Annotated in this window: 10 protein-coding genes; 6 read left to right on the top strand and 4 right to left on the bottom strand. The window is 53.9% G+C overall.

All coding sequences use genetic code 11. From position 1 onward, the window contains the following. Positions 1–5 precede the first annotated feature (5 nt). Positions 6–1,310, bottom strand: coding sequence for an NAD(P)/FAD-dependent oxidoreductase (locus tag FRIGORI9N_RS03405; protein WP_159568478.1), 1,305 nt, complete (start codon positions 1,308–1,310; stop codon positions 6–8). A gap of 185 nt (positions 1,311–1,495) precedes the next feature. On the opposite strand from FRIGORI9N_RS03405, the gene FRIGORI9N_RS03400 reads away from it, so the two are divergent. From FRIGORI9N_RS03400 to FRIGORI9N_RS03390, 3 genes are read left to right on the top strand one after another with little or no spacing between them, the layout of a single operon-like run. Next, complete coding sequence (locus FRIGORI9N_RS03400; protein ID WP_236550789.1) at positions 1,496–2,656, top strand: efflux RND transporter periplasmic adaptor subunit; 1,161 nt, start codon at positions 1,496–1,498, stop codon at positions 2,654–2,656. Between the two features lie 24 nt (positions 2,657–2,680). Beyond that, positions 2,681–5,851, top strand: coding sequence for an efflux RND transporter permease subunit (locus FRIGORI9N_RS03395; RefSeq protein ID WP_159568477.1), 3,171 nt, complete (start codon positions 2,681–2,683; stop codon positions 5,849–5,851). Next, positions 5,835–6,434, top strand: coding sequence for a TetR/AcrR family transcriptional regulator (locus FRIGORI9N_RS03390; RefSeq protein ID WP_159568476.1), 600 nt, complete (start codon positions 5,835–5,837; stop codon positions 6,432–6,434). Before FRIGORI9N_RS03395 ends, FRIGORI9N_RS03390 begins: the two co-directional genes overlap by 17 nt. 34 nt (positions 6,435–6,468) lie before the next feature. Here FRIGORI9N_RS03390 and cueR read toward each other — a convergent pair whose 3' ends face one another. Both cueR and FRIGORI9N_RS03380 read right to left on the bottom strand, forming a co-directional pair. Beyond that, positions 6,469–6,888, bottom strand: coding sequence for a Cu(I)-responsive transcriptional regulator (cueR, locus tag FRIGORI9N_RS03385; RefSeq protein ID WP_159568475.1), 420 nt, complete (start codon positions 6,886–6,888; stop codon positions 6,469–6,471). Between the two features lie 2 nt (positions 6,889–6,890). Then, positions 6,891–9,122: a cation-translocating P-type ATPase gene (locus FRIGORI9N_RS03380; protein WP_201301399.1), complete on the bottom strand. Its 2,232-nt coding sequence runs from the start codon at positions 9,120–9,122 to the stop codon at positions 6,891–6,893. Positions 9,123–9,246: 124 nt separating this feature from the next. On the opposite strand from FRIGORI9N_RS03380, the gene FRIGORI9N_RS03375 reads away from it, so the two are divergent. Continuing rightward, complete coding sequence (locus FRIGORI9N_RS03375) at positions 9,247–9,447, top strand: heavy-metal-associated domain-containing protein (RefSeq protein WP_159568474.1); 201 nt, start codon at positions 9,247–9,249, stop codon at positions 9,445–9,447. On the opposite strand, the gene FRIGORI9N_RS03370 is transcribed toward FRIGORI9N_RS03375, so the two are convergent. Beyond that, a complete protein-coding gene (locus FRIGORI9N_RS03370; protein WP_236550788.1) occupies positions 9,444–10,079 on the bottom strand; it encodes a class I SAM-dependent methyltransferase in 636 nt (211 codons plus the stop codon). The genes FRIGORI9N_RS03375 and FRIGORI9N_RS03370 overlap by 4 nt on opposite strands. A 36-nt stretch (positions 10,080–10,115) precedes the next feature. Between FRIGORI9N_RS03370 and FRIGORI9N_RS03365 the strand changes: the two genes are divergently transcribed. Together FRIGORI9N_RS03365 and FRIGORI9N_RS03360 are read left to right on the top strand one after the other, a co-directional pair. After that, positions 10,116–11,513: a sodium-dependent transporter gene (locus tag FRIGORI9N_RS03365; RefSeq protein ID WP_159568473.1), complete on the top strand. Its 1,398-nt coding sequence runs from the start codon at positions 10,116–10,118 to the stop codon at positions 11,511–11,513. Between the two features lie 80 nt (positions 11,514–11,593). Continuing rightward, positions 11,594–13,564: an alkyl/aryl-sulfatase gene (locus tag FRIGORI9N_RS03360; RefSeq protein ID WP_159568472.1), complete on the top strand. Its 1,971-nt coding sequence runs from the start codon at positions 11,594–11,596 to the stop codon at positions 13,562–13,564. The last annotated feature ends 96 nt before the right edge of the window (positions 13,565–13,660 follow it).

The following is a 13,660-nucleotide window of genomic DNA, read 5'->3' as shown; positions in this document are numbered from 1 at the left end:
CAGTTTTAATGCAGCTTCACCAACGGTGTGGCACGCTTCAACAGAAAACGAGCCATGGCCAACAAGAATGTTTTCAGGCCGCCAAGCACCGCGTAATGGTGCATCAGGTGCAAGCTTGCGTACATGCTGCGCGCAAAGAAACCGTCCACAAACATGCTGCTGGCCTTGAACAAGCCACCCATCAAGCTACCCACTGAACTGCGCGAACCCAGCGACACCAGCGAACCATGGTCTTTGTACAAATAGGGTTTCCCGGGCGCGGCTTTGCCACGTTCTGCATTCAAAATTGTTTTGTAAATGTAGTCGGCCTGCTGGTGCGCCGATTGAGCGCGTGGTGGCACCATGCTGCCGTCGGGTTGCACACAGGCTGCGCAATCGCCGAGCGAAAAAATGTGATGCTCGCCTTTCACCCGCAAATCGCCCTCCACTTCCAGCTGGTTGTTGCGGTTCACTGGCAAACCCAAATTGGCCAGCCACGCGGGTGCTTTAATACCGGCGGCCCACACACACAAATCGGCCTTGTAACGATTGCCACTGGCGTCCTCTACCTGTTTGGATGAAATTTCAACCACCCTGCAGTTGTTGACTACCGTAATGTGTCGTTGCTCCAAAAGGCGCAAGGCTGCGCTGGACACGCTCTCGGGTAGCACGGGCAAAATACTGGGCGCACCTTCCAGAATGGTAATGGTCACATCGCGTGCAGCATCAATCCGGCTAAATCCATAACGGCTATGCACATGGCTGGCCTCGCGCAACTCAGCGGCCAGCTCAACGCCTGTGGCACCGGCACCAATAATGACAATGTCCAGGCTTGCAGACGGATCGAGTTTTTTACGCAAATCAAGTGTCGCCAAGTGTTTGAGCATTTTCAGGCGAAAACTCTCGGCCTGTTGCGGCCCATCCAGAGAAATGGTGAAGTCTTGCGCGCCTTTCACGCCGAAATAATTCGATTGACTGCCCACAGAAATCACAAGCGTTCCAAACTGCAACACGCGCCTGGGCAATACTTCATCGCCCACATCGTCCCGAACCGCTGCAATTTCAACCTGTCTGTCACGACCATTCAAACCTTCCATGGCACCCAGTACAAAATTAAAACCATTGTTGTGGGCCAACATTGGATAGGACAAACCCTCCTGATGAATGTCCAGCGTACCGGCTGCAACCTCGTGCAGCGAGGGCTTCCAGATGTGGTACATCTTGGCATCGACCAAGGTAACGCGGTCTGGACCAAGCTTTCGCCCCAACTTGCAGGCCAGCTCCAGGCCGCCTGCACCACCACCCACAATCACGATTGACGAAAGGTCCAAAAAGTTCTCCCTGAAATAGAAGGCTGTTGTCACATTAGAAACCCAACATGGCTTTGGAGCAAATCCCGTTCCTGCTCAGGTGTTTACCCTGAATTGACATACAATTTCTTCAATGAAAAAATGAACGTTCATTCAGCTATCTTGTCTACACACCGTTTCCGCATTGCTTATATCGAGGTAGTACCATGATTATTAAAAGAAAAATGGCGCTAGCCACCAGCGCTTTATTGACTGTTGGCACGTTAACCCTGGCTGGCTGCGGCAGTCAAGAAGGCGGTGCAAATGCTGCGGCCACGCCGGCATTGCCCAAAGTTCGAATTTTTGAAGTAGCGGCCAAGCCCGTGTCGCTGTACACCCAATTACCAGGCAGAACCAGCCCGTACCTGATCGCCGAAGTTCGCCCACAGGTCAACGGCATCATCAAGGCGCGTCAGTTTCAGGAAGGTGGCGATGTAAAAGCCGGTACCTCCCTGTATCAAATTGATGCCTCCACCTACCAAGCCGAATACGCCAGCGCCAAAGCCATGCTTGAAAAAGCAGAGGCCAACCGGACCAGTGCAAAAATTCGCAATGACCGCTTTCAAGAGCTGGCAAAACTCAATGCAGTCAGCCAGCAAGAACGTGACGATGCGTTTGCCGCACTGAAGCAGGCTGAAGCCGATGTGGCCTCAGCCAAAGCTGCGGTTCAGTCTGCTCAAATCAACCTGAGCTACACGAAGGTAACCGCACCCATCAGTGGCCGAATTGGCCGGTCAAGCATTACCCCCGGTGCGCTTGTGCAGCAGGGGCAAGCCAATGCCATGGCCACCATTCAACAGCTCGACCCAATTTATGTTGACTTGACGCAATCGACCAGTGAATTACTGCAGCTAAAACGTGACCTGGAAAGTGGTGTGCTGAAAAGCGCCGGAAAAGACGCTGCCAAAGTGACATTGAAACTGGAGGACGGATCGAGCTATGCCCAAGAGGGCAAGCTGCAATTCAGCGATGTGACTGTGGACCAGAACACCGGCACCGTGACCTTGCGCGCCGTATTCCCCAACCCGAAACTGCAATTGTTACCCGGCATGTATGTGCGGGCCTCGCTTGAGGAAGGCGTCCGCGAAAACGGCATTCTGGTTCCGCAAAAAGGAATCATGCGCGATGCAACCGGTGCGCCATCGGCGTTTGTTATTGGTCAGAACAACAAAGTCGAAAAACGAAGTGTAGAAACCGCCAGAGCCATTGGCGACCAATGGCTGATCGCCGAGGGCCTTCAGGCAGGTGATCGCCTGATTGTTGAAGGTATCCAGAAAGTTCGCGCCGGTCAGGAAGTTGAAGTCCTTTCCGACTCCGAGAACAAGTAAACAACGCCTGGCAGGAGTAGTAGCATGTCCCGATTTTTTATTGATCGCCCCATTTTTGCGTGGGTGATCGCCATTGTCATCATGCTGGCCGGTGCGCTGGCCATTTTCAGTTTGCCTGTTGCGCAGTACCCCGCCATTGCGCCGCCTGCAGTAACCATTCAAGCCACCTACCCCGGTGCCTCTGCTGAAACCCTGCAAGACTCGGTCACCCAGGTGATTGAGCAACGCATGACCGGTCTGGATGGATTCCGCTACATGAAGTCCACCAGCGACTCGACTGGCCGACTGCGAATTGAGCTCACATTCGAGCCCGGCACCAACCCGGACATTGCGCAGGTTCAAGTTCAAAACAAATTGAGTTTGGCGGTTCCCTTGTTGCCCGATGCCGTGCAACGCCAGGGTATTCAGGTCACCAAAAGTGCAGCGGGCTACCTGCTGGTGATTGCCTTTACCGCTGTCGATGGTGCCTACACTTCAACGGAACTGGCCGACTTCATTACCACCAACGTACAAGACACCATCAGCCGGGTCAGCGGCGTGGGTGAAGTACAAGTATTTGGAAGTCCTTATGCCATGCGCATTTGGTTGAACCCAGACAAGATGAACCAGTTCAAGGTAACGCCAGGCGATATTCGCAACGCAGTGCGGGCCCAGAATGCACAGGTTTCAGCCGGTGAGCTGGGGGGAGCCCCTGCGGTGAAAGGCCAATCATTGACGGCCACAATTACCGCACAGACCTTGCTGGAAACACCAAAAGACTTCGAGCAGATTATTTTACGAACCACTGAAGATGGTGCAACCGTGCGCCTGAAAGACGTGGCACGAATTGACTACGGCAGCGAAAACTACAATATTTTGCCGCGCTGGAATGGTCGAAACGCCTCGGGCATCGGTATTCGCCTGGCTTCTGGTGCCAACGCGCTGGACACGGCCGAAGCCGTGGTGGCCGGGATGAAACGGATTACGCCACTAATTCCGGAGGGCATGGAATGGGACGTCGCCTATGACACCACGCCATTCGTGAAGATCTCGATTGAAGGCGTGGTTAAAACACTGATTGAGGCGATCATTCTGGTTTTCCTGGTGATGTACCTGTTCCTTCAGAATTTCCGAGCCACCCTGATTCCAACCATTGCGGTGCCTGTTGTGTTGCTGGGCACTTTTGCAGTGTTGTCCGCATTCGGATTTTCAATCAATACCCTGACCATGTTCGCCATGGTACTGGCCATTGGCCTGCTGGTAGACGACGCCATTGTGGTGGTTGAGAACGTGGAACGTGTAATGGCAGAAGAAGGCCTGTCGCCTGTGGAGGCCACACGAAAATCCATGGATCAAATCACCGGCGCCCTGGTGGGTATTGGTTTGGTGCTATCGGCTGTATTCGTACCCATGGCGTTTTTCCCGGGCTCAGCCGGTGTTATCTACAAGCAGTTTTCAATCACGATTGTATCGGCCATGGCCTTGTCAGTCATTGTTGCGCTGGTACTGACACCTGCACTGTGTGCCACCATGCTCAAGCCGATTGAGAAGGGTCATGCTCACGAGAAAAAAGGATTTTTCGGCTGGTTCAACCGCAAATTTGATTCCAGCAATGCGCGCTATCAAGGCATGGTGGGCCGCATGTTGCACAAGTCAGGGCGCTACCTGATTATTTACGGTGGTTTGCTGGCGGTTGCGGCCTTCATGTTCACCCGCCTGCCCACTTCGTTCCTGCCCGACGAAGACCAAGGCGTGTTTTTCACGCAGGTGCAATTACCCGCAGGTGCTACCCAAGAACAAACCCTGCAAGTGCTCGCCAAGATGGAAGATTACTTCCTCAAAAAAGAAGGCAAGAACGTACAGTCGCTATTCACCGTGGCTGGTTTCAGTTTCTCGGGTACAGGTCAAAACTCGGGTATCGGCTTTGTGCGCCTGCGTGACTGGAGCGAGCGTCCCGGCAAAGAAAATTCTGCGGCAGGCATCGTTCAACGCGCATCCAAAGAATTTGCAAGCTGGCCTGAAGCACAAGCTTTTGCCTTTGCACCACCGGCCATTCGGGAATTGGGCAATGCATCTGGCTTCAATTTGTTCATTCAAGACCGCACAGGGCTGGGGCGTGATGCCTTGCTGCAGGCCAGAAACAGCATGATCGGCGAAGCCGCGAAAAACCCTGTGCTGGCTGGCGTTCGACCCAACGCCACCGCCGACACACCGCAGTACCAACTCGATATTGACAATGCCAAGGCGGGTGCACTCGGTGTAAGTGTTGCGGAAATTAGCGACACACTCACCTCGGCCTGGGGTGGCAGTTTTATCAATGACTTCCTTGACAGGGGGCGGGTGAAACGCGTGTACATGCAGGCCGACGCACCTTTCCGCATGTTGCCCGAGGACTTGAACAGATTCTACGTGCGCAACAACGATGGCGAGATGGTGCCCTTCTCCAATTTCTCATCGGCTCAATGGTCAATGGCATCGCCACGCCTTGAGCGTTACAACGGTTTGCCTGCGGTTGAAATTCAAGGGCAGGCGGCACCAGGCATGAGCTCGGGCGACGCCATGGATGCAATGGAAGCGATTGCTGAAAACCTGCCAGAGGGCATGGGCATTGAGTGGACAGGTTTGTCATACGAAGAGCGGCAATCCGGTTCGCAAGCCCCCCTGCTCTACGCATTGTCATTGTTGATTGTGTTCTTGTGTTTGGCTGCGCTGTACGAAAGCTGGTCCATCCCATTTGCAGTCATGCTGATTGTGCCCTTGGGCGTGGTGGGTGCCCTACTGGCGGCCAGCGGCCGCGGCTTGGCCAACGATGTTTACTTCCAGGTCGCCTTGCTGACCACGGTGGGTTTGTCCGCCAAAAACGCAATTCTGATTGTTGAATTTGCCAAGGAGCAATTCGACCAAGGCCGTGATTTGCTGGAGGCCACACTCGACGCGGTGCGCATGCGCTTGCGCCCCATCATTATGACCTCACTGGCCTTTGGCCTGGGTGTAGTGCCCTTGGCCATTTCGACAGGTGCAGGTTCAGGCAGCCAGAATGCGATTGGTACCGGTGTATTGGGTGGCACCATTTCTGCAACCGTGTTGGGTATTTTCTTTGTGCCCATGTTCTTCGTGATAGTGACTCGCCTGTTTGGCAAAAAGCGGGCTGAAGAAAATGTCGACCTGGCAAGCGGCGACCAAACGGGAGGAATCAGCAATGATCAACGAGGCTAAAACCACAACCAGCAAGGCGGAACTACGCCGCCAACAAATTCTGGATGCTGCTGCCGAATGTTTCAGAAAAAGTGGTTTTCACGGCGCCAGCATGTCGGAAATTGCCAAGTCCTTCGGCATGAGTGCGGGCCACATCTACAATTACTTTCAGAGCAAGGAAGCCATTATTGAAGCCATGGTCAAGCGCGACCTTGACCAGGCGCTTGAGCGGATTGCAAAAATTCAGGGTGAAAAAGACATTCTGAAAGCCATGCTTGGCACGGTGGACGAAGGTGTACAACGGCGCATTGACCGCAGTGAACTGGACACGGAAATTTTGGCCGAGGCGGCACGAAATCCAAAAATTGCCGCGACAGTGCAATGCACCGACGCGGTAATTCGTGAAAAGGTAACCCACCTGATCAAAGGCATTCAGCCATTGAAAGATTCGCCACCCTGCGAATTCAGCCTTGCTGCGAAATCAACCATCTTGATGGCCTTGTTTGATGGTCTGCAAATTCGGGCCATTCGCGATCCGCACATGAAAGCCGACGACATTGCCCGCGTATTGAAAAGTGTCATTCAACAGATGCTTCAAAACTGATTTTGGTGCAGTAAGCCCCGGAGGCACTCAAGCGCTACCCAGCTGCCAAGCCCTCGAGTATTGGGCAATCCGGGCGGGAATCACCCTTGCAGCAATGCACCAAGCGCTCCAGCTCGGCCTTCATTGCATTCAATTCCCGAATTTTCGACTCCAGCGCATTCAGATGCGACTGCGCCAATTTTTTCACTTCCCGGCTTGGGCGCGATTTGTCCTGCCACAGGCCGAGTAGTTCTTCGATTTGCTTGATTGAAAAACCAAGGTCTCGGGAATGCCGTATAAAACGCAACAGATGCAAATCTCGATCGTTGTAAAGTCGATAACCCGCATCAGTGCGATTGGCCTCGGGCAGTAAACCCACCTGCTCATAGTGACGAATCATTTTGGCGGTGATACCCGACTCCATGGCTGCCTCACCAATGGTGAACCATTCCTTGCGTGTCCATTCAGCGTACATATTCACGACTCCACCGTTTCAGGTTTTGACAATTTGGGTTTCCAGCGTGTCAGCAACAAGGCATTGCTGACCACACTGACTGAACTCAGCGCCATGGCAGCACCCGCGACCACCGGGTTCAGTAAACCCATGGCCGCAAGGGGAATGCCCACCGCGTTGTAAACAAATGCCCAGAAAAGATTCTGCTTGATCTTGTTGTAAGTGCGCCGAGAGATGTCAATGGTTTGAGCCACCAATGCCGGGTCAGGCCGCATCAGCGTAATGTCAGCTGCGTGCACGGCCACTTCGGTGCCACTGGACATGGCAAAACTCACATCGGCGGCAGCAAGCGCTGGTGCATCGTTGATGCCATCGCCCACCATGGCAACCACCTGGCCTTGTTGACGATAGTGCGCCACTGCCTCGCTCTTGTTGTGGGGCAACTGTTCGGCCTGAACCTCTGAGATACCGAGCGCCTGCGCAACACGTTGCGCACTGGCCCTTGAATCGCCAGTCAGCAGCACCGACTTCACCTGCAAGATATTCAAATTTTTCACAGCGGCATGGGCGCCCGGCTTCAATGCATCCCCAAACCCAAGGGCACCGAGCAATGCCACACGACCGTTGTCTTCTTCAGCCACCCAGGCGTGGGTGGGCGCATTGTCGGGCAGACCCGTTGCAACCGTATTCAAAGCCGAATCAGTGACCCCCAATTCACGCATCCAGCGCGCCGTGCCCACATACACACGTGTGCCGTTCACAATACCGCTGACACCACGCCCAGGTTTGTCTTGCAACTGCATGGCCACTTGCCATGCAATACCTTGATCCTTCGCATGGTTCAACACGGCCGATGCCAAGGGGTGAGCACTGCCCGCCTCCACGGCGGCGGCCTTGCCCAGCAAATCATTCAAGCCATTGGTGTTAAGTGGCACCACGGCGCCCACAGAAGGCTTGCCTTCGGTCAGTGTGCCGGTTTTGTCAAACACCACGGTGTTAATGCGGTGGGCCAACTCCAGTGCCTGTGCATCTTTAATCAAAATACCATGCCGTGCTGCCACGCCAGTGCCCGCCATAATTGCAGTGGGTGTTGCCAAACCCAACGCACATGGGCAGGCAATGACCAACACCGCCACGGCATTCAAAATTGCCAATTCAAGATTGCCGCCCTCGGCGAGGAACACCCAGTAAAGCAATGTAAGCGCTGCAATCACCAACACCACGGGTACAAACACGGCACTGACTTTGTCCACCAATTTTTGAATATCGGGCTTGGCAGCTTGGGCGTCTTCAACCAAACGAATAATTTTGGCCAATGTGGTTTCAGCGCCTACCGCGCTTACTTCTATCAACAAGCGTCCATCCAGATTCACTGCACCGCCGGTCACTTTACTACCTGGCGATTTCTCAACAGCCTGGCTTTCTCCGGTAATCAAGGCCTCATCCACATGACCCTCGCCTTCCAGTACATGGCCATCAAGCGGAATCCGCTCACCGGGTTTCACGACCACCCGCATTCCCACCGCCACACTGGCAATTGGCAAGACTTCTTCCTGCCCGTTCTGAAGCACCGTGGCGGTGTCGGGCCGCAATGCTTGCAAGGCTGCGATGGCTGCGGTGGTTTGTCGCTTGGCGCGCGCTTCAAGCCATTTGCCCAACATCACCAAGGTGATTACGGCTGACGAGGCCTCAAAGTACAAGTGCGGGTTGCCCTCTCCCATCATGTAAGCCGACAATCCAAACGCCGCCGATGTACCAATGGCCACCAGCAAGTCCATATTGCCGGTTCGGTTCTGAATGGCTTTTAAGGCGCCGCGATAAAACCGCGCACCCAGCCAAAACTGCACCGGGCTGGCCAACAGCAATTGAACCCAGCCAGGCAACATGAGGTGCTTGTCAAATAACATGCCCACCATGGGCAACACCAGCGGAAGCGTCAGCAAGGCACCCCAAAGCACCATCAGCCCCTCTTTGTCGGTTTGCCTGGCTTGTGGTGCACCCGCAGCAAGTTGAGGCAACTGCTGCGTATCCTGAATTGGCTTGGCCTCATAACCGGCCTTCTCGACTGCAGCCAACGCTGCGGATAGCAATTCTGGTTTGCTTAGTTGAACGCGTGCTTTCTCGGTGGCCAGGTTCACGGTGGCGCTGATCACACCGGGTGTGGCCAGCAGGGCTTTTTCAACTGCGCCAGAACAGGAAGCGCAGCTCATTCCGCCTACAGCGATGTCAATGGTATTGGATGATTTATTATTCATGCTTGCTCTCTGCGATTTGATTGAAGCATTGTCAACCTTGCCACGATGTCAAGGTCAATGCCTTGACCTTACCATGATTGGAAGGTTCAGACTACAGTTGTATTGAACTAACCGGAGACTTGAAATGATTGAACTTACAGTTGAAAAAATGAAATGTGGCGGTTGCGCCGCCAATGTGGAACGCGCAGTAAAAGCGCAAGACGTGGCCGCAACAGTGCAAATTGACCTGGCGCAAAAGCTGGTTCAGATTCAGAGCAATTTGCCTGCAGCGACTTTGGTCAAAACAATCAGCGATGCTGGCTACCCGGCACAAATAAAAGTCTAACTGGCTTCAGAATAGGCCGCGCCCCAATAGTTGTAGGTGAATGCTTTGGGGCCTGGCACATACATGGTTTCAATTTCACTGACTTGAAAGCCACCAGCTTTCAACAAAGCTGGAATATCGCGGTTTAAGTGACAACCACCAGCCAACTTGCCCCACACCGGTTGCAAACGGTTTTGCGTATTGCGCACGGCTTCATCCGGGGCCACTCCGTGCTCACAAAACAGCAATTTACCGCCAGGCTTTAACACCCTGCGCATTTCCTTCAAAGCCTGTACCGGTTCGGGAATGGTGCACAGGGTGTAAGTCATCACAATGGTGTCAATGCTGGCATCGGGCAAAGGAATTGTCTCGGCTGGCAAGCCCATCAGCTCAACACTCAAATCGGTATGCGCAATGCGCTTTTTGGCCAACCGATGCATTTGCATCGCGGGATCCAGGCCAATGATTTTTTCAACCTTTGTTGCATCGTAATGGCGCATGTTCAGGCCGGTGCCAATGCCGATTTCAAGCACCTTGCCCGTGGCCTTGGGCACCACTTTTTGGCGTTGCCTGTTAATGGCTTTCATGCCGCAAGCGAAATCGAGCAAGGTCGGCAACACATGACGGTCGTATAATTCGGCAATCAGTCCCAATTTTTGTCCTTTTTATATTGAGGAAAACAGGCCACCATGCAAAACAACCCGGATCAGTTCAGTTCCAAAATCGGCTTTGTACTGGCGGCCGCCGGCTCAGCCGTGGGTATCGGAAACCTGGTTGGTTTTCCCGTAGCCGCTGCAAAAAATGGTGGCGGCGCGTTCCTGTTACTTTACATTTTTTTCGTGGTGGCCATTTGCCTTCCGCTCATACTCGCTGAACTCAGCATGGGACGCGCCACGGGGAAAAGCCCTTTGGGTGCATTCCGGGAAATTTCCAAAGGGCACAAGGGCTGGGTGTTGGCAGGTGCGCTGTCACTGATCACGCCCTTCATGATCGCAGTCTTTTACACCGTGCTCACTGTGTGGTTACTGGGATATTTTTTGGTGGTGCTTTCCGGTCGCTTGGACCAACTGGCCACACCGGTATATTTCGGCGGTTTTATTACCAGCCCATGGATATTTGCCTACCTGGCAGCAGTCATTGGCATGGTGGTTCTGGTGCTGAAAGGTGGTGTACGCGACGGGATTGAAAAAGCCTCGCGGCTGCTAATGCCCATGTTGTTCATCATGCTGATCGGTTTGGCCGTGTTTGTACTCACGCTGCCCAACGCCAGCGCCGGCTTGAAGTTCTACTTCACCCCGCAACTGGACCGAATTACCTGGAGCGTGGTCAACGGTGCCTTGTCGCAGGCCTTCTTTTCCCTGTCGCTTGGCATGGGCATTTTGATCACCTATGGTTCGTATTTGCGCAAACAAGACAACCTGGTTCAATCTGCAAAAATGCTGGCCTGCACCGACACAGGTGTGGCGCTGGTGGCGGGCCTCATGACCTTGCCTGCAATTTTCGCCATTTACCCCAACACCAACCCCAGCGAACTCAGCGATTCCTCTGTGGGTTTGATCTTCTCGTTCTTCCCCAATATTTTCATGGCCATGGTGCCCAAGTTTGGTTATGCCATGGCCAGCTTTATTGCAGCAACATTCTTTTTGCTGGCCTTCGTGGCGGCCATCACTTCGCTGGTATCCATCATTGAAGTACCCGTGGCCGCATTGAAAGCCGAGAGCAGGCAGACTCGCAACAAGGCTTTGGCATTGGTGATCACGGGGGTGTTGGTGGGTGCCGTATTCAGCGCATTGTCTTTTGGGCAGGTGAAATGGCTTACTGAATTTGCGTTTTACGCTGGGGCCAACAAATCGCTTTTCGATGCGTTGGTGGATGTGTTTTACGACACCATACTGCCCTTCAACGGCCTGCTCATTTGTCTGCTCGTGACATGGCAATGGAAGCGCCACAATATGGCAGCGGAGATGGCCAGTGGCGGCTCAGGCGGCTGGCTTGAACGGTACACCCATGCGGCCATTGCATTCTGGATCCCTGCCATTCTGGCCACCGTGTTTGTCATCACAGCGACCAACAAATTCTTCAGTTGATGAGCGACTAGATTACTGACACGCACAGTGCCACTTTTTATGCTGTAATAGGAAGAGTCAAAAAATATTCCGGAGACAGCATGAAATCACCTACAGCATGGTTCACCCCTGCTTTGGTCGCGCTCGCCCTGTTGGCAGCCTGTTCCAAGGCACCCACCCCCATTGACCCCAACAGTGCAGCCAGCGAATACACGCAGGCATTTCATGCCCAAGTTGCCGAGAACACAGATTTGGTGGACACCGCCAACAATGCCGATGCCCGCAAGGGTTTGATCGCCAAACCCACTGGCAAAGTCTTGAACGACGCAGGTGAGGTTATCTGGGATTACGACGAATTCAATTTCATTGAAGGCAAGGCCCCCGGCACAGTGAACCCCAGCCTGTGGCGGCAAGCCAGCCTGAACAACCAGATTGGCTTGTACAAAGTGGCCGATCGCATTTACCAGTTGCGCGGCTTCGATTTATCGAACATGACGCTGATTGAAGGCGAGAAAGGCTGGATTGTAGTTGACGTGCTGACCAGCGAGGAAACTGCGCGCGCAGCCATGGCCTTTGCGCGCAAGCACTTGGGCGATAAACCGGTGACTGCCATTGTGTTTACCCACAGCCATGTGGACCACTTTGGCGGTGCACTGGGTGTACTCAGCGCTGAAGAAGTGGCGGCAAGCAACATTCCCGTGGTGGCACCCATCGGCTTCATGGAAGAGGCCACCAGCGAAAACCTGCTGGTGGGCATGGCCATGGCACGCCGATCCATTTACATGTACGGCAAGCGCCTGCCACGCAGCCCTGAAGGCTTGATCGACAACGGTTTGGGCAAAGCCGTGGCCTATGGCAAGGTGGGCATATTGCCGCCCACACTGGTGGTGAAAGAAGCCAAGGAAACCCATGTACTCGATGGTCTTGAATTCATGTTCCACAACGTGCCGGGTAGCGAGGCCCCTTCAGAATTTGTATTTTATCTGCCCACATTAAAGGCATTCGGCAGTGCTGAACTGTTTGGTCACACGCTGCACAACCTGTACACCCCTCGCGGCGCCAAAGTGCGCGACGCCCTGAAGTGGGCTGCTTACATGGACGAGGCCATTGCCTATGCAGGCGATGCCGAGGTGATGTTTCACCAGCACAACTGGCCCGTGTGGGGCGCTGAAAACGTGCGCAGCTTCATGGAAAAACAGCGCGATGTGTACCGCTTCATTCACGACCAAACTGTGCGCCACATGAATGCGGGCTACACCTCCACGGAAATCGCAGAAAAAGTGGCCATGCCACCCGCCCTGAACAGCTTCCTGAGCGGGCGCGGTTACTACGGCACCGTGTCGCACAACGTCAAAGCGGTGTACCAGTTTTACATGGGCTGGTTCGATGCCAACCCTGCCAACTTGAACCCCCTGCCCCCGGTTGAAGCCGCAAAAAGGTATGTCGATGTAGCGGGTGGTATGGATGCACTGCTGAACAAGGCTGAAGATGCCGTGAACAAAGGGGAGTACCGTTGGGCAGCCGAGTTGTTGAAACATGCCGTGTACGCAGAACCCGAGAACGCACGCGCCAAGGGCTTGTTGGCCAAGAGTTTCGACCAGATGGGCTACATGGCCGAGTCTGCGCCCTGGCGCAATTTTTACCTGACGGGTGCACTTGAATTGCGCGAAGGCGGTTACACAGAAGGCTTCAAACGCACGGCCTTTCTCGACATGCTGAAACACACACCCACTGAGCGCTTTCTGGAAGCCATGGCTGCTTCACTGAACAGCGAGAAAGCCGAGGATGAAGATATTCAAATTAATTTAGTGTTTTCAGACACGCAGGAAAGCTACGTACTGCGTATCAACAACAGTGTGTTGCACCACCGCGCAGGCAAACCAGAGAACAACTCTGCGGCCACGCTCACCTTGAGCAAGCCATTCTTTTTGAACATGATGACCGGTGAAGCTGGCGCCACCGACTTGCTGTTTTCGGATCAAACCAAAATCGATGGCAGCACGATCAAACTGGGTCAGTTCTTCGGCATGCTCGAAAAAGCCACAGGCAATTTCAACATTGTGACGCCGTAATTCATTCTGAGCTGTGTCAGTAATATTCGGGTTTCCACGATTGGCCGGGAAACCCGAACAACCCTATAGTGTGCGAATGACCAACCACTCATTTCC

This window comes from Limnobacter sp. 130 (assembly GCF_902506325.1).
In the GTDB taxonomy this organism is placed as follows: domain Bacteria; phylum Pseudomonadota; class Gammaproteobacteria; order Burkholderiales; family Burkholderiaceae_B; genus Limnobacter.
Note: the sequence above shows the minus strand (reverse complement) of the source record. Positions and strands in the feature narration are given on the sequence as shown.

What these genes read in the sequence shown, in the direction of transcription:
- FRIGORI9N_RS03380 (WP_201301399.1), bottom strand. Translation starts at nt 9,122, where the DNA reads ATGAATAATAAATCATCCAATACCATTGACATCGCTGTAGGCGGAATG.
- FRIGORI9N_RS03400 (WP_236550789.1), top strand. Translation starts at nt 1,496, where the DNA reads ATGATTATTAAAAGAAAAATGGCGCTAGCCACCAGCGCTTTATTGACT.
- FRIGORI9N_RS03360 (WP_159568472.1), top strand. Translation starts at nt 11,594, where the DNA reads ATGAAATCACCTACAGCATGGTTCACCCCTGCTTTGGTCGCGCTCGCC.
- FRIGORI9N_RS03365 (WP_159568473.1), top strand. Translation starts at nt 10,116, where the DNA reads ATGCAAAACAACCCGGATCAGTTCAGTTCCAAAATCGGCTTTGTACTG.
- FRIGORI9N_RS03375 (WP_159568474.1), top strand. Translation starts at nt 9,247, where the DNA reads ATGATTGAACTTACAGTTGAAAAAATGAAATGTGGCGGTTGCGCCGCC.
- FRIGORI9N_RS03390 (WP_159568476.1), top strand. Translation starts at nt 5,835, where the DNA reads ATGATCAACGAGGCTAAAACCACAACCAGCAAGGCGGAACTACGCCGC.
- FRIGORI9N_RS03395 (WP_159568477.1), top strand. Translation starts at nt 2,681, where the DNA reads ATGTCCCGATTTTTTATTGATCGCCCCATTTTTGCGTGGGTGATCGCC.
- cueR (WP_159568475.1), bottom strand. Translation starts at nt 6,888, where the DNA reads ATGTACGCTGAATGGACACGCAAGGAATGGTTCACCATTGGTGAGGCA.